Below are 18,435 nucleotides of genomic sequence, written 5' to 3'. Positions count from 1 at the left end.
CAGGCTCACTCACCCCGCAGAGACGGGAAGTCCGTGTCCGCGTACTCCACGGACCCGTCAGACCCGGAGCTCTGCGGAGCCCCACCCGCCGCCGCCCCGGCGTCCCCCAGCGTGTCCGGGTGCAGCAGCGCCTCCCGGCGGCGCAGCTCCACCCGGCGGATCTTCCCGGAGATGGTCTTGGGCAGCTCCGCGAACTCCAGCCGCCGGATGCGCTTGTACGGGGCGAGGTTCACGCGGCAGTGGTGCAGGATGCTCTCGGCGGTCTCCGCGGTGGGTTCGTGACCGTCCGCGAGCACCACGTACGCCTTGGGCACCGCCAGACGGATCGAGTCCGGCGAGGGAACCACGGCCACCTCCACCACGGCGGGGTGCTCGATCACCACGGACTCCAGCTCGAACGGGGAGAGCCGGTAGTCGGAGGCCTTGAACACGTCGTCCGCGCGGCCCACGTACGTGAACACCCCGGTGGCGTCCCGCGAGACCACGTCGCCCGTGTGGTAGACCCCGTCCCGGAACGCGTCCGCGGTCTTCTGCGGGTCCCCGTGGTAGCCGGGGGTCAGCCCGATCGGCCGGGGGTCCAGCCGCAGGCACAGCTCACCCTCGGTCTCGCTCTCCTGGTCAGTGTTCGGGTCGATCAGCACCACGTCGTAGCCCGGCAGCGCCCGGCCCATGGACCCGGGCTTCACGGGCATGCCCGGGGTGTTGGCGATCTGCAGGGAGGACTCCGTCTGCCCGAACCCGTCCCGGATGTCCGTGCCCCAGGCGGCCTTCACACGCGAGATGATCTCCGGGTTCAGCGGCTCGCCCGCGGCCACGGTCTTGCGCGGCGGGTTCTTCAGGTGGGACAGGTCCGACTGGATCAGCATGCGCCACACGGTGGGCGGCGCGCAGAACGAGGTCACGTGCTCGCGCTCCATCTGGTCCATCAGCGCCACGGCGTTGAAGCGCGTGTAGTTGTAGAGGAACACGGTGGCACCGGCGATGAACGGCGCGAAGAAGTTCGACCACGCGTGCTTGGCCCACCCCGGCGACGCCACGTTCAGGTGCACGTCCCCCGGCTCCAGCCCGATCCAGTACATCGTGGACAGGTGCCCCACCGGGTAGGAGGTGTTCGTGTGCTCCACGAGCTTGGGCAGCGAGGTGGTCCCGGACGTGAAGTACAGCAGCAGCGTGGCATCCGCGGGGGAGGGCTCGAGCACCTCGAACGTCTTCGGTCCGTTGAAGGACCGTGCATAGTCCAGCACGCGGTGCTCCCCGATCGGCGCCAGTTCCGCACTCCCGGACGACGACGCCGCTGCGCCGCCTTCCGCACCACCCGCACCGTCCACGGTGCTCGCGGCATTCCCCGACGTCGTGCCCGAGGAGGTGTCCGCGCCGGAGGTGGACGAGGCGGTGCCCCCGGAGGTGCCGGGGCCCGAGGAACCGGCCGGGGCGGCGTCGTCGTCCGCGGAGGGGGAGGCGAAGGCCCCGGAGGTGGGACGCACGCGGTGGTCCGGCTGATCCGGGACCTGGATGATCGTGAAGTCCCCGGGGACGTCCGCGAACTTCAGCGCGTTGCTGTGGGAGGTGACCACCCACGAGGCGTTGCCGCGCTCCACGCGGTCCCGGAGGTCGTTCTCCCCGAGCATCACGGTGGTGGGGATCATGGGCGCGCCCAGCTTGGTGCACGCGAGCATGGTCTCCCACAGCTCCACCTGGTTGCCGAGCATGAGGATCACCCGGTCCCCGCGCTGCACCCCCTGGCCGCGCAGCCACGTGGCGAGCTGGGACGAGCGCCGGGAGAGCTCCGCGTAGGTGCGGCGGGTCTGGGCGCCGTCCTCCTCGACGATCACCAGGGCTTCGCGGTCGGCCTCCTCGCCGGAGCCGAGGGCGTCGAACCAGTCGAGGGCGAAGTTGAAGGTGTCGAAGCGCGGCCACTCGAACTCGGCGTGGGCGGCGTCCAGGTCCGTGCGCAGGCGCAGCAGCTGGTCCCGTGCGGCGCGGAAACGCTCGGTGACGGACTGCCCGGACGCGGCGGTCTGGGGTGCGGTGGTCTCGCTCATGGGGATCCTCGTTCCAGTGCGGGGACCCCGTGCCGCGCCCGTGAACCACGGTGTTCACCGGGGCCGTGCGGCCGCCAGGGGTCCGGGTGAGAACTTTCCCCCAACGTACTGCAGGAACCTGCCCCGATGTGGTCCGTGTCACGGGAAATATCGAGGGGTCGAGGGAAGTCGCCGACACAGCCGCCCTGGGGAGTGCGTTCCGCACGGTGGGACGCTGGGAGGGGGCGCTTCGAGGGGGATGGGCGAGTGCGGGCCTCAGGTGCGCGTGTGCTCGGGGTGGCGGTCGTCGCTTGGGGCTGCTGAGCCTTGGGCGATGACGGCCATGAGAGAGACCCATACGGTCAAAGACAGCAGCGTCCCGCACCACAGGGCTGTGGCCGGTGGGTAGCTGACTGCCGCAGTGGCGAAACCTTGTGAGGCATCGGTAATGAAATGCAGGTATGTCACGGCAACCGAGGCGACGACGGATACTGCGGCGATGAAGGCTGCGCTAGTGAGGGATATTCCCTGGACGGGGGTATGGTGGTGTGAATCTTTTAGGTGCGATGACTCAAGGACGAGTAAAGCCGCCCCGATGCCCAGCGCGCTCACCGACACCATCATCAGGAGCAATCCTAACCCTATAGCTGTGCTCGTGGTGCGGCTGGCGACCCAGCTCAACCACAGGGAAATCCCGGTGGCACTAATGAGCAGATACCCGAAGATAATTCGGAACATTATCAAGGACTTGGGTGTCTGAGTGTGCATTTTAGTTGTTCTTTCCTGAGCCCATGTAGAACTTCCAGCCGACCGCACGAACTACGCCGTAATATTGTTTGGCAATCCTACCGCACGCGGTTCTGCGAATGGCCTCGTTGGGGTAGGCGCGGTTGCAGGTAACAACCAGTCGCCCGAACAGCAATGCGTCACAGTTGGTTTCCCGCAATGGCCAAACGGCCAGGCTTCGATGGTTCCCGGTACCTGAATATCGGGAACCATCACACCATGAGGAGGTAGGGACTGTGAGCGCCGCTGGTCTCGGCGCCGGGTGGATCACGTATGGGGTGGGTGGAGGGCAGGTCCGCCCGCCACGGGCGGCTCGGTCCGGGTGGTTCCACCGCGGCCGGGAGTGTGACACGTCCCGACCCCACGAGCCCCGGAGCGGGTGTGACGTGAACTACCCCGTCCGGACCCGTACGATCGGCCGGGACAGCAACCGGGCGGCGTCGTGCGCCGCGCACCACAACGGCAGGAGCGGACATGGACATCACGGGTACTTCGGCGATCGTCACGGGGGCGGCCTCGGGGCTGGGGGCGGCCACCGCCGCGCAGCTCATCGAGCGCGGGGCGAAGGTCGTGGGCATCGACCTGCCGGGCGGCATCGAGAAGGCGCCCCAGGTCGAGGGGCTCACCTACGTGGCCGCGGACGTGACCCACGAGGAGCAGGTGCGCGCCGCCGTCGCCCGTGCCGCGGAGATCGCCCCGCTGCGCACCGTGGTGAACTGCGCCGGCATCGGCCCGTCCGCGCGCGTGGTGGGCCGCAACGGCGTGCACGACCTCGCCCTGTTCGACCGCGTGGTGCGCATCAACCTGGTGGGAACGTTCACCGTGCTCGCGCTCGCGGCCGAGGTGATGACCGCGCAGGAGCCGGTGGACGAGGCTGGCCAGCGCGGCCTCGTGATCAACACCGCGTCCGTGGCGGCGTTCGAGGGGCAGATCGGGCAGGCGGCGTACGCGGCGTCCAAGGGCGGGGTGCACTCCCTGACCATCGCGGCCGCGCGCGACCTCTCCTCCCGCGGTGTGCGCGTCATGACGATCGCCCCCGGCATCGTGGACACCCCCATGCTCGGCAGCGTGGGCGAGGACTACCGCTCCGCCCTCGCGGAGTCCGTCCCGTTCCCGCACCGCCTGGCCCAGCCCGCGGAGTTCGCGCAGCTCGCCGGGATGATCGTGGAGCACGACTACCTCAACGGCGAGACCATCCGCATGGACGGCGCCCTGCGCATGGCGCCGCGCTGATCCTCGCTGCCGTGCGCCTGTCCCGCCCCGGCCACGCAGCTCCGGGCGACGATGCCGCACGGCCCCGCACATGACGATGCCTCGTCACGGTCCACCCGTGACGAGGCATCGTCGTCATGCGGTCGGAGCTGCGTGGCTCCGGCCTGCGCGGAAAGCCCCGGGGGTCGTGCCGCTGAGGTCGGCGCGGCCCCCGGGGAGCATGGCGCGGATCAGTCGACCGTGAGTACGATCTTGCCCACGGCGTGACCCTCCTGGCTGGCCGTGAACGCGTCCGGCAGCTGCGCGAGCGGGAAGGTGCGGTCCACGCGGACGGTGAGCTTGCCGTCGTCGGCCAGGCGGGCGAGTTCCGTGAGCTGCTCCGCGTCCGGGGAGACCCACATGTAGTGCCCGCCGTGCTTCTCCACCTCGGGGTCCGCGATGGAGCCGTGCTGGCCGCCGTCCGCGAGCACGGCCACGGTGTCCTCCACCACGCCGCCCACGAAGTCCGCGACGATGTCCACCCCGTTCGGGGCGAGCTCCTTGACGCGCTCCACGAGGCCGTCCCCGTACTCCACGGGCTCCGCGCCGAGCTCACGCACGTAGTCGTGGTTCTTGGCCGACGCGGTGCCGATCACCCGCGCGCCGAAGGCCTTGGCGATCTGCACGCCCATGCTCCCCACGCCACCGGAGGCCGCGTGGATCAGCACGGTCTTGCCCCCCGCGAGGCCCAGTCGGGTGAGCACCTGGTACGCGGTGAGTCCCGCGAGCGGCAACCCACCGGCCTGCTCCCAGCTCAGTGCCGCGGGCTTGGGGGCCAGCGTGCGCACCGGCACGGAGACGTACTGGGCGAACGTGCCGCCGTGGATCCAGTCCTTGCGGGCGTAGGCGATCACCTCGTCGCCCTCGGAGACGCCGGGGGTGTCTAAGCCCTTGCCCACGACGACTCCCGCGACGTCCCAGCCAGGGGTCGCCGGGAACTGGGCGTTCATCATGGGATCGAGCCCACCGGACATGACCTTCCAGTCCACCGGGTTGATGCCCGCCGCCTTGACCTGCACCAGGACCTCGCCGGGACCCACCTTGGGCATGGGCTGGTCGGTGAGCTCCAGCACGGAGGTGTCGCCGTACTGCTGATATGTCTGCGCCTTCATCGTGGTCATGTCCGTCTCAACAGGACCGGGCGGGGGTCTTATTCCATGCCGCGGCAAGTTCTTTCGTGCACGGGACGTGGTCTGCCTGACGACGCCGCACGCTCGTCCTGGCCCCGGTCCTCACGGCCCGTCCCGCCGCCGCCCGGCCCGCGCCGGTTCCGTCAGGGCGCGAAGACCCGGCCCTGCCCGGCTCACGCGCTGATCAGCGCAATGCCCGTGAGCACCGCGGCGCAGCCGATGAGCCGTGGCACCAGGCGGTTCTCCTTGTAGATCCACCACGCGAGCAGCGAGCCCACCACGATGCTCGACTCCCGCAGGGGAGCCACCAGAGCCACCGGGGTGGACTGCATGGCGAACAGCACCAGGATGTACGCGAGCGGGGACAGCAGGCCCACCGCGACGATCCGGTTGCGGTCCACGGCCCACGAGTGCGCCATCTCCTGCCGCTGCCGCCACGCGTTGGGGGTCAGGGTGAGCACCAGGACCACCGAGGTCAGCGCGAAGTACAGCACGGGCGGCAGGTCCAGGGTGGCCATGGAGTGGTCGTCCCACAGGGTGTACCCGGCGATGCACGCGCCCACCGCGGCACCCCACAGCACGCCAGTCAGCGCGGAACCTCGGGTGAGCCCGGCGTCGTCGTCCCGGGTGGAGGTGGGCGTGCCGAACGTGGCGACCACGGCCACGCCCACCAGGACCGCGACGGCCCCCGCCGCGGCCGTGAGAGAGAGCTGCTCGCCCAGGAACAGGACCGCCACCAGCATGGTGATCATGGGCCCGGTGCCGCGCGCCACGGCGTAGACCACGCCCAGGGGTGCGCGGTCGTAGCCGGTCTGCAGGGCGGTGCCGTAGACGGTGTGCAGCAGCCCGGAGACCACGGCGGCGCCCACCAGCGGCCACCCCCAGGACTGCCACGCGCCGGGTTCCAGGAGGCTCACGGGGATCAGCACCACGGAGGAGACCAGCCCGTACCACCACACGAACAGGGTCCCGTTGCCGCGGATGCCCTTGGCCAGGATGTTCCAGACCGCGTGCACCACGGCGGCCAGCAGGATCAGGGACACGCTGAGAGGGGCCATCACCGTCCATTGGAGCGCACGCGGGGACGCGCGGGCGAATCGGAGGGCGCACTGTGTCGCCGCAGCACGCCCACCGCCCGGCGCGGAGCATCCGGGGCGGCTCAACCCCTCCGGTACGCGAGCAGCTCCGCCATGGCCGCCACGGTCTCCCGGGCGATGCCCGTGCGGTTCTCCACGTGCAGCTTGAACATGACGCCCTCGCCCAGGGAGATCACCAGTTCGGCGGGGACCCTCGTGTACCCGCTGAGCCGCAGCAGCTCGCGTGCCTGACCCTCGAGCCGTATGCGCTCCTCGGCCAGCACGGTGGCCAGCTCCGCGTTCTCCCGGGTGGTGTCCACGAGCCAGCACAGGGTGCCGCGCAGCTCCGCGTCCTCCAGCCCCCGGCCAGTGATGACCCGGAGCATGCGCTGCGCGGTGACCTCCGGGCCCGGGCGGGCGGAGTCCTCGGCCGCCTCCGCCAGCACTCGCCGGGCCTCGGCGTCCCGGCGGGACTCGATGTCCTCCACGCACGCCGTGAGCAGGGCGTCCCGCGTGGCGAAGTAGTAGCGGATGGAGCCGTTGGGGACCCCCGCCTTCTCGGCCACCTGGCGGTGGGTCACGGCGGCCGTCCCCCCGCGCGCCAGCAGCTCGCACGCTGCTGCGAGGATGTCGGCTCGGCGCTCCACGGCGCGGGCCTGTGTGCCTGCGATGACCATCACTCCTCAAAACTAGTACACGCGTACAACTATGCTATATCCTCGTCCAGTGCCACCCGCCGTGCGGGCAGAGACAGCAAGAAGGCAAGCTCAGCCATGACAGCAACCCTCAACACCTCCGAGGTGACGCCGGCCCCCGCGGGCCCGCCCCGTTCCTTCCTCCTCTCCCTGGCCGCCGTGCTGGGTGTGGGGCCCTTCGCGATCGACATGTACCTCGCGTCCCTGCCCGAGATCGGCGCCGAGTTCGCCGCGCCGTCCTGGATGGTGCAGCTCACCCTCACCGGCTACCTCATCATGCTCGGTGCGGGGCAGCTGGTTGCGGGACCCGTCACGGACGCGTTCGGGCGGCGCCGCCCGCTGCTGCTGGGACTCACCATCTTCATCGCGGCCTGCCTGCTCGCCGCCGCGGCGCCCTCCATGGCCGTGCTCGTGGTGGCCCGCATGCTCCAGGGGGCGGGGGCGGCCATGGCGTTCGTGGTGATCAACAGCGCCGTGCGGGACCGTGTCTCCGGCGACGCCGCCACCCGCGCCTTCGCCGTGCTCGTCACCGTGACCTCGGTGATCCCCATGATCTCCCCGGCCGTGGGCGGCTGGGTGGGCGAGCTCTTCGGGTGGCGCCCGGTGTTCCTGGTGCTCGCGCTGATCGGGGCGGTGTCCCTGGGCATCGTGTTCCGCTGGCTGCCCGAGTCCCTGCCCGCGGAGCGGCGGGTCCCGCTGGCCTTCGCACCCGTGCTGCGCGCCTACGCCGGGCACCTGCGCTCCCGCCGGATGCTGGTGCCCCTGGGGGCGCTCGCGGGCACCTTCGTGTACCTCTTCTGCTACCTGGGTGGCGCGTCCTACGTGTACCAGGACCACTACGGCGTGGGGCAGGCGGACTTCGGCATGATCTTCGGTGTGACCGGCCTGGCCTCGGTGGGCGGCGCGGTCATGGGCCACCGACTCGCGCCCCGCATGACCACCGGCCAGCTGGGGGTCTTCGGCATGGCCATCATGGTCGCTGGCGGAGTCCTGGCCACGTGCTCGGCCGTCTTCACGGACTCCCTGTTCCTGCTGGCCCTGAGCGTGGGCTTCGGGCTCCTGGGCCTGGGTGCGTGCGAGCCCGCCTTCATGTCCCTGTGCATGTCCTCGGCCACCACGAACGTGGGGGCGGCCTCCGCGCTGCTCGGCGCCACCCAGTTCCTCTCCGGTGCGCTCACGACGGCGCTCATCGCCTTCCCCGCGTCCTTCGCCCCGTGGGCGTGGGCCGCCACGATGCTCGGTGTCGCGGTGGTGTCCCTGGGGTTCGCCCTGGTGGCACTGCGCTGGACCGCTGCGGTGCAGCGGGTCTGAGGTTCCGGCCGCGCGGGAGTCGGCCGGGCGGCGTCGTCGGCCGGTGTGAACCCGCGCCACACGCGCCCCACGGGCCGCGTCCGCCGCGCAGTGGTGGGGCTCGGCCGTGTGCCCACCGCCCGGCGTCCCCGCTCCGGGGGCTAGTGTGAACACTGCGCAGCACGCGGCCGGGGCAGGGGCCGTGACCTCCCAACTTCTGCCGGCATGGAAAGGCGCTCTCCCGTGAAGAAACGACTTGTCGCCGAATGGGAGCCCGCGCTCGGGGCTTTCGTCACGTGGCCCGCGGCCCTGCCGGGAGCCCTGCTGCGGGACCTCGCGCTGGACGAGCACCTCTGGGTCCTCGTCACGGACGCCGCCTCGGAGAACGACGCCGCCTCGTGGTTCGCGTCCCAGGGCGTCTCCCCGGACCGGGTCACGTTCGTCCGTGCGCCGCAGGGTGACGACGCCGTGTGGGTGCGCGACTGGGGTCCGCACCCCGTGATGGACGAGCACGGTCAGCTGTGGTGCGTGGGCCCGCGGTACGTCTACGCCACCCCGTTCACGGCCCACGAACCGGGCGCGCCCCTCGAGACCGCGGACCGGGAGCCCCTCGCCGCACTCGAGTACGAGCCCGTGGACCAGCGTGCCCAGCCCACGCTCGCCCGGGCGCTGGGGCTGCCGTTCGAGAGGCTCCCGCACGCCTTCACCGGGGGCAACGTGCTCTCGGACGGCCACGACCTGCTCATCAGCACCCAGGTGCTCGTGGCGGAGAACGCGTTCGACGGCGCCACGTGGGACGAGGTGCGCCAGGACGCCTCCGCGGCCACGGGCATGAGTGAGCACGTGGTGCTGCCCGACTACGAGAACTGGGGCATCCAGCACGCGGACTGCCTGCTCAAGGTCCTGGACGAGGAGCGGCTGCTGGTACTGCGCCCGCCCGCCGACCACCCGCTGCGGGAGCGCTACGACGCGATCGTGACCGAGCACCTGGAACCGCTGCTCACCCGCTGGGGGCGGCCCTTCGAGATCCTGCGCATGGACACCGGCATCAGTCCCCACGGTGGGCTGGCGCCGTACGTGAACTCGGTGGTGCTCAACAAGGTGGTCTACGTGCCGCGCTACGGCATCCCCGAGGACGAGACGGCCCTGGAGCAGTGGCGCGAGGCCATGCCGGGCTACGAGGTCCGCGGGTACACGTTCTCCTTCGACAAGGAGCCCCACGCGGTGCGCAACCCCCGCAACACGGGCCCCACCGGCTGGCGGGACGGGGACGTGCTGCACTGCCGCGTGCGCGGGGTGTTCGACCCGAGGATGATGCACGTGTCCGTGCGCCGCCCCGGGCCCGAGAACCCCTCGCTGATGCGCGTGCGCGCTGAGGGCTGCGGCGGCACCCGGGTGAAGGCGGTGGCCCTGCTGAGCCGCCAGGCGGACGACGCGGAGACCACCCGCACGCCCATGCGGGAGACCGCGCTGAACGGCGAGTACACGGCCCACCTGCCACAGGGCCCGGACTGCGGGGAGATCGAGTACGCGGTGGAGGCCACCTCCGAGGACGGCCGGGTGCAGCGCTGGCCGCGCCCTTCGAAGGCGTGGCTGCGCGCGTCGATAGACTGACCGACCGTGGCCAAGCTCTACTTCCGCTACGGCGCGATGAACTCCGGGAAATCCACGGCGCTGCTCCAGGCCGCCTACAACTACGAGGAGCGCGGGCAGCGTGTGCTGCTCGCCAAGCCCCGCGTGGACACCAAGGGCGAGGACCAGATCCTCTCCCGCCTGGGTGTCACCCGGTCAGTGGACTTCCTCATCCCGCCGGGTGAGAGCGTCATGGGGCTGTTCAAGCGCCACGCCCTGGGCGACGACCCGGACGCACTGCTCGAGCACGTGGAGGCCCAGCCCGTGGCGTGCCTGCTGGTGGACGAGGCCCAGTTCCTCGAGGCCGAGCAGGTGGACGACCTGCTGCGCATCGCGGTGCTCTCCGAGGTTCCCGTGATGGCCTACGGCATCCGCACGGACTTCCGCACCCGCTCCTTCCCCGGCTCCGAGCGACTCATGGAACTCGCCCACTCGCTCGAGGAGCTCAAGACCATCTGCCGCTGCGGTCGCAAGGCGGTGTTCAACACCCGCAGGGCGGGGGAGGACTTCGTGTTCGAGGGGGACCAGGTGGCCATCGACGGTGTGGCCGTGACCTACGAGTCCCTGTGCGCGGCGTGCTACCTGCGCGAGTCCGGCGGTCGGCTGGGGTGAGGCCCGCGCGATGACGACGCCGCAGCCCCGGCTTCCCTGCCAAGGCACCTCGGCGGCCCGGGTCTGGTCTGCCCACGGCCGTGAGGTCACCCGAGTGGGGTGACCGAGCGCCGTCGTCCCCGCTGCCGCGCCGCCCGGGCCCGTAAGCTGGGCGCATGAACACCGACTTCTCTCCCGTGGACCTGGACACCGCCCGCGAGCGCCTGCGCGACCTCATCAAGGACCTCGCCGTGGTGCGGGGCAGGGTCACGCTGGCCAGCGGCATCGAGGCGGACTACTACGTGGACCTGCGGCGGGTGACGCTGCACCACGAGGCCTCGCGCTACGTGGGTCAGGTGATGCTGGGTCTGCTGGACGAGGCGGGCATCGCGTTCGACGCCGCCGGCGGCCTCACCATGGGCGCTGACCCGGTGGGCCACGCAATCATGCGCACCGCCGGGGACCAGGACCGCGCGATCGACACGTTCGTGGTGCGCAAGGCCCAGAAGTCCTACGGCATGGGCCGCCAGGTGGAGGGCCCCAGCGTGGTGGGCCGCAATGTGGTGGTCGTGGAGGACACCTCGACCACGGGCGGCTCCGCGCTCACCGCGGTGGAGGCCCTGCAGAAGGCGGGCGCGAACGTGGTGGCCGTGGCCGTGATCGTGGACCGCCGCACCGGCGCCAAGGAGCGCATCGAGGAGACCGCGGGCGTCCCGTGCCTGTACGCCTACTCCAAGGACGAGCTGGGGCTTGACTGAGCCGGAGCTTCCCGCTGACCGCGTGGTCGGCGTAGGCCCCTGGCCCGGCGAGTGGCCCACCGGGGAGCACTGGGACCCCGAGCTGCTGCGTAACGGCGACCGTCGCAACGTGGCGGACCCGTACCGCTACTGGCGCATGGACGCGATCATCGCGGACCTGGACACGCGGCGCCACGCCTTCCACGTGGCGGTGGAGAACTGGGAGCACGACTTCAACATCGGCTCCGTGGTGCGCACTGCCAACGCCTTCCTGGCGCGCGAGGTCCACATCATCGGGCGGCGCCGCTGGAACCGCCGCGGGGCCATGGTCACCGACCGCTACCAGCACGTGCGCCACCACGCGAGCGTCGCGGAGTTCGTGGAGTGGGCGCGCGGTGAGGGGCTCGCGGTGCTGGCCATCGACAACGTCCCCGGTTCGCAGCTGATCGAAACGTTCGACCTGCCCGAGCGCTGCGTCCTGGTCTTCGGCCAGGAGGGCCCGGGGGTCTCGGAGGAGCTTGTGGACCAGGCGGACGCGGTGCTGGCCATCGAGCAGTTCGGCTCCACCCGCTCGATCAACGCGGGGGCCGCAGCAGCGGTAACGATGCACGCCTGGATCCGCCGGCACGTGTTCGGTCAGCGGGTCGGCTGAACGGCCCACCGCAGCGCCTCCAGCACCGCCTGCGCCGCCCGGTGGTTCCGCGCGCTCTCCCGCCACGCGGCGGTGATAGTGCGGCACGGGGCGGGATCATCCAGGGGCAGGGTCACGATCCCCTCCGGGGCGGAGCCCAGTGCCAGCTCCGGCAGCACGGCCACCGCGTGCCCGCCCGCCACGAATGCCGCCTGCACCAAGAGGTCCTCGGAGACGCACGTGACGCGCGGTTCGAAGCCGCGGCGTCGGCACCGCTCACCCAGCCACTCGCGCGGCGGGGTGTGCTGCGGTTCGCCGGCCCAGGCGGCGTCGGCCAGCTGGCCCAGGACGTCCTGGCCCGGGTCCAGCAGCGCCGCGCGCTCCGCGCTCACGACCAGCCGCAGCGGATCCTCGAGCAGCGGCACCAGCACCACCCCGGGCGTGGGCGGTGTGACCGCGCCGGGGTAGCTCTCGGCGATCACCACGTCCACACCCGCGCCGGGCAGTGCGGCCAGGGCCTCGTCGGTCTCACCCAGCCGGAAGACCACCTCGATCCCGGGGTGCTCGCGACGCAGGATGCCCACCGCGGCCGGCACCAGGGTGGTCGCGACCGACTGGAACGCCGCCACTGTGACCGTGCCGCGCGGCTCGCTCGCGGCGGCGAGCACGTCCGCCTCCGCACGCTCCAGGTCCGCGAGGATCGTGCGGGCGTGCCCGGCCAGGATGGTGCCCTGGTCGGTCAGCGCGAGCCGCCTGCCCACCCGCTCCACGAGCGGCGCCCCCACGTCCTTCTCCAGCTGGTGCAGCTGCTGGGACACCGCGGACGTGCTGTAGGAGAGGGTCTCGGCCACCGCCGTGAGGGTGCCCAGGCGGCTCAGCTCGGCCAGGATCCTCAGCCGGTCCACGTTCAGCACGGGGTCTCCTCTCGGGGGGGCGGTCGGCACGGCGCTGCGGTGCGGCGGCAGGGCGCGGGGCGTCGTCGTCGGGGCGTCGCCGTGCGCGCTACGCCCCCGTCAGAGGCGCCGCGGGGCCACGGGCCCCTGTCTCGTGGCTCAGTGTGTCACGCGGCGGGCAACGGGTTGGCGCCGAGCCCCTCGGTGCTGATGAGCAGCGCCACGGAGTCCTCGCCCAGCCCCAGCTCCTCGCGTGCGCCCGGCGCGCCCAGCAGCTCGCGCACCCCGGCCAACGACGCCGCTCCGCACGGTCCCGAGTCCTGCCCCAGTCCCTGCAGATCACCCACGGCGCGGCGGCACTCGTCCTCGGTCACGGACACCGCCGCGCTCACCCCGTCCCGGATGGTGGGCCACCCGATCCCGGAGGGGGTCCCGCAGTTGAGTCCGGCCATCATGGTGGGGGTGGAGGTGTCCACCGTGACGGGCTCACCGGCCCGCAAGGACCGGGCGACGCAGTCCGCGGTGCGCGGTTCCACCGTGAGCAGGGCCGCCGTGCTGCGGGCCACGCCCCGGTAGTGGTCCACCATGGCGTGGGCCAGGGCGCCGACCCCCACGGGGCAGGCCACGAGGTCCGGGCCGCGGGTGCCTGCTGCCGCGAGCTGCTCGTCGGCCTCGGCGAACAGGGTCATGTAGCCCTCCACGATCCAGCGCGGCACCTCTTCATAGCCCGGCCAGGAGGTGTCCTGGACCAGGAGCTCGTCGGGACCGGCGGCCGAGCGCGCGGCGGTGGCCACGGCGTCGTCGTAGGAGGGCCCGCCGAAGACGACCGGGGCGCCCTCCGCCTCGATGGCCCGCACGGCGGTGTCACCCACGCCGCCCGGGATGTAGACGCGGGCGCGCAGGCTCAGCAGGGCGGCCATGCGGGCGACGGCGCGGCCGTGGTTGCCGTCCGTGGCGGTGACGATCGTGAGCTGGGGGGAGCCCGCGGCGCGCAGACCGTCCCGCAGGCTCTCGACCGTGATGTTCTCGGCGGGCAGCCCGATCCGCTGGGCCACGGCGCGGCACACGGCCCACGAGGCACCGAGGATCTTGAAGGCCGGCAGGCCCAGGCGGTCGGACTCGTCCTTGACGAACACCCGGCCGACGCCGAGCTCCGCGGCCAGGGCGGGCAGCTCCCGCAGGGCGGTGGGGGCGTAGCCGGTCATGCTGCGGTGCAGCTCGTGGGCGGAGGCCCGCCCGGGAGTGGTGCGCCACTGGGCGGCGTGGATGTTGAGGTACGGGGAGGCGGTGTGTGGGGTGGTCATGCCTCCATGCTCCCGGCGTCTGAAGAATAAGAAAAGCAGTAGTTTCTACACGTAATTGTCCTGCGTTGCTTCAAATTGACCGGAGGGTGCGATCCCCTCGGGTGGTTGGCGCCGTGGTGGCTGAACGGGTGTGCTGCCGTCGGGGGCGGGAGTGGGTGGCCCGTACAAGCCCATGTCATTGCATGCAAATGAGGGGCAACACGTGGTCTCCCGAACTCTGGCCGGGGCCGCCAAGTCACAGTACCGTCACGTGAGTCACGTCACATCACCGGAGGTTCACATGGCTCCAACTTCAACGACTGCACGGCCCATGCCCCTCCGACGCTCAGTGGGTGCTCTCGCCCTGGGGGTCGGGCTGCTGCTGGCGGGTCTGCAGCCCGCACATGCGGAGACCCCGGCAAGTCCGCCGCCGGACGGGGGCTTCTCGGAGCTGCCACGCTCCGCCCAGGACCAGGCACTGCAGGAGGAGGGGCTCACGCGGGAGGACGTGGCTCGGGGGCAGGCGCTGCAGAAGCTCTCCGCCACCACGGGCGGCGCGTTCTACGACACCCCGGCCCAGCTGCCGGCCACGGACGGGGACATGGTGCGCTCGGAGGCCTCCACGTTCTACCTGGACCCCGTCAAGCTGATCAAGCCCAACGCGTCCTCCACGCGCATCATGTACAAGACCACCAACAGCAAGAACCAGGCCGTGCCCACCACGGGCACCGTGCTGGAGTCCAAGGCGGCGTGGAAGAAGGCCGGCCCGCGCCCGCTGGTGGTGCTGTCCCCGGGCACGCAGGGCATGGGCGACCCGTGCGCCCCCTCCCGCCAGCTGGCCATGGGCATGAACTACGAGGGCATCAGCCTGGCCGGTCTGGTCAACGCCGGCTACAACGTGGTGGTTCCGGACTACATCGGCCTGGGCACCGAGGGCACCCACACCTACATGAACCGCGTGGACCAGGGCCACGCCGTGCTGGACGCGGTGCGTGCCGCGCAGCGCCTCGGCGTGAAGGGCATGGACGCCACCACGCCCGTGGCCGCCGTGGGCTACTCGCAGGGTGGCGGAGCCACCGCCTCCGCCGTGGAGATGGCACCCCAGTACGCCCCCGAGCTGAAGATCAAGAGCGCGTGGGTGGGTGCCCCGCCCGCGGACCTCGTGGCCACGGGCAAGAAGATCGACTCCAGCCTGTTCACGGGCCTGTCCTTCTACGTGATGGGCGCCGCCCAGGACTCCGGGGTGGACGTGCGGAGCAAGCTCAACGCGGAGGGGCAGAAGCGCTACGACAAGGCCCAGGAGAGCTGCGTCATCGGGGGTGTCCTGGGTGAAGCCCTGGTGCCCTCCACGACCCTCACGGCGGACGGCCGCTCGTTCTCCCAGCTGCTCGAGGACCCCGAGCTGAAGGCGTACCTCAAGGCTCAGGACAACGGTGCCACGGGCCGCCACCCCGCCGTGCCGGTGCGGGTCGCGCACGGGCTCGCGGACGACGTCGTGCCCTACCAGGCGGGGCGCAACCTCGCCAAGAGCTGGTGCACCGCCGGGACGAACGTGTCCCTGCAGACACTGGTGACCCCCACCCACCTGGGCGGCTACGTGGAGGGCATCCCCTCGATGCTCGCCTACCTGGACGCCCGCTTCAACGGCATCCCGCAAACCAGCTCGTGCTGGCGGCTGTGAGGCCGTGAGCTGAGCTGCCGCGCCCCGGTACCGCAAACACGCGGGACCGGGGCGCGGTGCTGGTGCGGCGGCGTCGTGCCCGCCGCGGACCTGCAAAAAAGCATGTGACGGCGGTCGAATCATGATCCGCGCCACAGGAGCCAGGCCCCTGGTCGCCTAGACTGGGAACAGGCCTCAGGCCACGGTCCAACCGTGCATCGGGAACCCAGAAGAAGGAGCACTCCATGCCCATCGCAACCCCTGACGTTTACTCCGAGATGATCGACCGGGCCAAGGAGAAGGGCTTCGCGTACCCGGCCATCAACGTGACCTCCTCGCAGACGCTCAACGCCGCGATCCGCGGTTTCGCCGAGGCCGGTTCGGACGGCATCATCCAGGCCTCCACCGGCGGTGCGGCGTACTGGTCCGGCTCCTCCGTGAAGGACATGGTCACGGGTTCGCTGGCCATGGCCGCGTTCGCCCGGGAGGTGGCCAAGAAGTACGACGTCAACATCGCCCTGCACACCGACCACTGCCCGCAGGACAAGCTCGAGGGCTTCGTGCTTCCGCTGCTCGCCGAGTCCGAGAAGGCCGTGGCCCGCGGCGAGGACCCCATCTTCCAGTCGCACATGTGGGACGGCTCCGCGATCGCCCTGGACGAGAACCTGAAGATCGCCCAGGAGCTGCTGGAGCGCACCAACAAGGCGCACATCATCCTGGAGGTCGAGATCGGCGCCGTGGGCGGCGAGGAGGACGGCGTGGTCGGCGAGATCAACGACTCCCTCTACACCACCGTGGCGGACGGCATGAAGACCATCGAGGCGCTCGGCGCCGGCGAGAAGGGCCGCTACATCACCGCCCTGACCTTCGGCAACGTCCACGGCGTCTACAAGCCCGGCAACGTGCGCCTGCGCCCCGAGCTGCTCAAGGAGATCCAGGACGAGGTCGGGAAGAAGATCGGCAAGGACCGCCCGTTCGACCTCGTGTTCCACGGCGGCTCCGGCTCCACCGCCCAGGAGATCGCGGATGCCGTCTCCTACGGCGTGATCAAGATGAACGTGGACACCGACACCCAGTACGCGTTCACCCGCCCCGTGGCCGGCTTCATGCTGAGCAACTACGACGGTGTCCTGAAGATCGACGGCGAGGTCGGCAACAAGAAGAAGTACGACCCCCGCGTGTGGGGCGCCGAGGCCGAGACCGGCATGGCCGCCCGCGTGGTGGAGGCCTGCCAGAACCTCGGATCCGCGGGCACGTCCATCAAGTAGCCCGCACGTTTCTCTCCGGCGCCCCGCACGTCCGCGTGCGGGGCGCCGCTGTGCTGTGAGTCAGCTCACTTGGTACTGTCCTGGGCATGGCATCCCCGCACGAGCAACCCGCGCCCTCCGCACCACAGCCCGCCCCGAACCACGAACTGCGTGAGCCATCACACGCGTACCTGCATCAGCTGCAGCGGGACACGGAGCGCCGTAAGCAGGAGCTCACCCACCACCTGCGGGATCACCACGGTGCGGCGTCCGCGGCGCAGGAGCGCCTGCAGGCCCTGGTGGACGAGCAGTCCGAGGACCTCGTGCGCACCCTGCACGAGCTGCACCAGGACCCGGAGACGGCGTTCCAGGAGCACCGTGCCGCGCGGCGCATCACGGAGCACCTCACCCGGCACGGGATCGAGGCGCAGAGCCCCGCATTCGGGCTGGACACCGCCGTCCACGCGGAGGTTTCCTCCGAGGACTTCGACACTCGCTCCCACCGCACCATCGCGGTGATGTCCGAGTACGACGCACTGCCGGGGATCGGCCACGGCTGCGGGCACAACGTGATCGCGGTGACGGGCCTCGGGGCGTTCGTCGCGCTCGCCGAGCTGCTGCGGGAGGACCCCGGCGCGTTCTCCGGGCGCGTGGTCTACCTGGGCACCCCCGCAGAGGAGGGGGAGGGTGGCAAGGAGATCATGGCCCGCAACGGTGCGCTTGAGGGCATCGACGCCGCCGCCATGGTCCACCCCTACATGACCGATCTGGTGGACCAGGTGTGGCTCGGACGGCGCCAGTGCGAGGTGACCTTCCACGGCCGGGCCTCCCACGCGTCGTCGCACCCCTTCATGGGGCGCAATGCGCTCGACGGTGCTGTGCTCGCCTACCAGGGGCTCGGTCTGCTGCGTCAGCAGACCCCGCCCACGGACCGGATACACGCCGTGCTGCCGGACGGTGGGGAGCGGCCCAACATCATCACCGAGTCCGCCACCCTGCGGCTCTACGTGCGCTCGCAACGCCCCGAGACACTCAGTGCACTGTCGCAACGGGTGAACGAGGTGATGGAAGGGGCCGCGCTGATGGCCGGCGTGGGCGTGAGCATCGCGTGGGACACCTCCCCGGCCACGCTGCCCGTGCTCAGCAACGGCCCGCTGTCCGACCGCTGGGTCCTCGCGCAGCAGCGGCGTGGGCGGGACCCCTACCCCGCCGGCACACTGTCCGAGGTGCTGGCCGCCTCCACGGACTTCGGCAACGTCAGCTACCGAGTCCCCGGAATCCACCCGCTCATCGGCATTGCCACGGAGGACACGGGGTTGCACTCCCGCGAGTTCGCGGAGGCGGCGGGCTCCCCGCGCGCGGAGCAGGCTGGTCTCGACGGCGCGTACGGACTGGCCGCCGTGGCCCTCGACTACCTGACGGACGACGAGCTGGCCGCCGACGTCGCGGAGGACTTCCGCGCCAATGGTGGCGGGATCTCGGTGCCCGACTACTTCGGCTGAACCACCCGGC

At 71.1% G+C, this 18,435-nt stretch carries 16 protein-coding genes; 9 read left to right on the top strand and 7 right to left on the bottom strand.

Going from position 1 to position 18,435, the window contains the following annotated elements:
• Positions 1 to 5 precede the first annotated feature (5 nt).
• On the bottom strand, positions 6 to 2,042 hold the full coding sequence (locus tag P8S73_RS06440; protein WP_145000157.1) for an AMP-binding protein: 2,037 nt from the start codon (positions 2,040 to 2,042) through the stop codon (positions 6 to 8).
• Positions 2,043 to 2,297: 255 nt separating this feature from the next.
• Complete coding sequence (locus tag P8S73_RS06435) at positions 2,298 to 2,789, bottom strand: hypothetical protein (protein WP_145000155.1); 492 nt, start codon at positions 2,787 to 2,789, stop codon at positions 2,298 to 2,300.
• Positions 2,790 to 3,281: 492 nt separating this feature from the next.
• Between P8S73_RS06435 and P8S73_RS06430 the strand changes: the two genes are divergently transcribed.
• A complete protein-coding gene (locus tag P8S73_RS06430; protein WP_070637076.1) occupies positions 3,282 to 4,040 on the top strand; it encodes an SDR family NAD(P)-dependent oxidoreductase in 759 nt (252 codons plus the stop codon).
• A 209-nt stretch (positions 4,041 to 4,249) separates the two neighbouring features.
• Here the strand turns inward: P8S73_RS06430 and P8S73_RS06425 are convergent, their stop codons facing one another.
• The 3 genes from P8S73_RS06425 to P8S73_RS06415 all read right to left on the bottom strand — a co-directional run bounded on the left by P8S73_RS06425 (position 4,250) and on the right by P8S73_RS06415 (position 6,941).
• The gene (locus P8S73_RS06425) at positions 4,250 to 5,170 is read right to left on the bottom strand and encodes an NADP-dependent oxidoreductase (RefSeq protein WP_186321572.1); all 921 of its coding nucleotides are present in this window, start codon (positions 5,168 to 5,170) and stop codon (positions 4,250 to 4,252) included.
• A gap of 191 nt (positions 5,171 to 5,361) precedes the next feature.
• On the bottom strand, positions 5,362 to 6,246 hold the full coding sequence (locus P8S73_RS06420; protein WP_121566400.1) for a DMT family transporter: 885 nt from the start codon (positions 6,244 to 6,246) through the stop codon (positions 5,362 to 5,364).
• A gap of 101 nt (positions 6,247 to 6,347) precedes the next feature.
• Positions 6,348 to 6,941 carry a TetR/AcrR family transcriptional regulator gene (locus P8S73_RS06415; protein WP_039102154.1) on the bottom strand — a complete coding sequence of 198 codons (594 nt, stop codon included), beginning with the start codon at positions 6,939 to 6,941 and terminating at the stop codon, positions 6,348 to 6,350.
• A 96-nt stretch (positions 6,942 to 7,037) separates the two neighbouring features.
• On the opposite strand from P8S73_RS06415, the gene P8S73_RS06410 reads away from it, so the two are divergent.
• From P8S73_RS06410 to P8S73_RS06390, 5 genes are all read left to right on the top strand, one after another.
• Positions 7,038 to 8,270: a multidrug effflux MFS transporter gene (locus P8S73_RS06410; RefSeq protein WP_059280725.1), complete on the top strand. Its 1,233-nt coding sequence runs from the start codon at positions 7,038 to 7,040 to the stop codon at positions 8,268 to 8,270.
• 222 nt (positions 8,271 to 8,492) lie between these two features.
• On the top strand, positions 8,493 to 9,863 hold the full coding sequence (locus tag P8S73_RS06405; protein ID WP_396350256.1) for an agmatine deiminase family protein: 1,371 nt from the start codon (positions 8,493 to 8,495) through the stop codon (positions 9,861 to 9,863).
• A 6-nt stretch (positions 9,864 to 9,869) separates the two neighbouring features.
• Complete coding sequence (locus P8S73_RS06400) at positions 9,870 to 10,493, top strand: thymidine kinase (protein ID WP_047978386.1); 624 nt, start codon at positions 9,870 to 9,872, stop codon at positions 10,491 to 10,493.
• 155 nt (positions 10,494 to 10,648) lie between these two features.
• Complete coding sequence (gene pyrE, locus P8S73_RS06395) at positions 10,649 to 11,230, top strand: orotate phosphoribosyltransferase (protein WP_047978387.1); 582 nt, start codon at positions 10,649 to 10,651, stop codon at positions 11,228 to 11,230.
• Positions 11,223 to 11,861 (top strand): RNA methyltransferase, encoded by a 639-nt coding sequence (locus tag P8S73_RS06390; RefSeq protein WP_047978388.1) that lies wholly within the window; start codon positions 11,223 to 11,225, stop codon positions 11,859 to 11,861. Before pyrE ends, P8S73_RS06390 begins: the two co-directional genes overlap by 8 nt.
• Here the strand turns inward: P8S73_RS06390 and P8S73_RS06385 are convergent.
• On the bottom strand, positions 11,846 to 12,754 hold the full coding sequence (locus tag P8S73_RS06385) for a LysR family transcriptional regulator (RefSeq protein WP_070637063.1): 909 nt from the start codon (positions 12,752 to 12,754) through the stop codon (positions 11,846 to 11,848). The genes P8S73_RS06390 and P8S73_RS06385 overlap by 16 nt on opposite strands.
• A 146-nt stretch (positions 12,755 to 12,900) precedes the next feature.
• The gene (locus P8S73_RS06380; RefSeq protein ID WP_145000150.1) at positions 12,901 to 14,037 is read right to left on the bottom strand and encodes a diaminopropionate ammonia-lyase; all 1,137 of its coding nucleotides are present in this window, start codon (positions 14,035 to 14,037) and stop codon (positions 12,901 to 12,903) included.
• Positions 14,038 to 14,347: 310 nt separating this feature from the next.
• Here P8S73_RS06380 and P8S73_RS06375 point away from each other — a divergent pair, with 310 nt between their 5' ends.
• The 3 genes from P8S73_RS06375 to P8S73_RS06365 all read left to right on the top strand — a co-directional run bounded on the left by P8S73_RS06375 (position 14,348) and on the right by P8S73_RS06365 (position 18,425).
• Positions 14,348 to 15,697: a lipase family protein gene (locus P8S73_RS06375; protein WP_249494124.1), complete on the top strand. Its 1,350-nt coding sequence runs from the start codon at positions 14,348 to 14,350 to the stop codon at positions 15,695 to 15,697.
• A 224-nt stretch (positions 15,698 to 15,921) separates the two neighbouring features.
• Positions 15,922 to 16,944, top strand: coding sequence for a class II fructose-bisphosphate aldolase (fbaA, locus tag P8S73_RS06370; RefSeq protein ID WP_047978389.1), 1,023 nt, complete (start codon positions 15,922 to 15,924; stop codon positions 16,942 to 16,944).
• Positions 16,945 to 17,030: 86 nt separating this feature from the next.
• Positions 17,031 to 18,425 (top strand): M20 family metallopeptidase, encoded by a 1,395-nt coding sequence (locus tag P8S73_RS06365; RefSeq protein WP_259920689.1) that lies wholly within the window; start codon positions 17,031 to 17,033, stop codon positions 18,423 to 18,425.
• Positions 18,426 to 18,435: the final 10 nt, after the last annotated feature.

The sequence above is a fragment of the Kocuria sp. ChxB genome, assembly GCF_044359605.1.
In the GTDB taxonomy this organism is placed as follows: domain Bacteria; phylum Actinomycetota; class Actinomycetes; order Actinomycetales; family Micrococcaceae; genus Kocuria; species Kocuria rhizophila.
The sequence above is the reverse complement of the archived record's forward strand: the minus strand, read 5'-3'. Positions and strand labels throughout refer to the sequence as shown.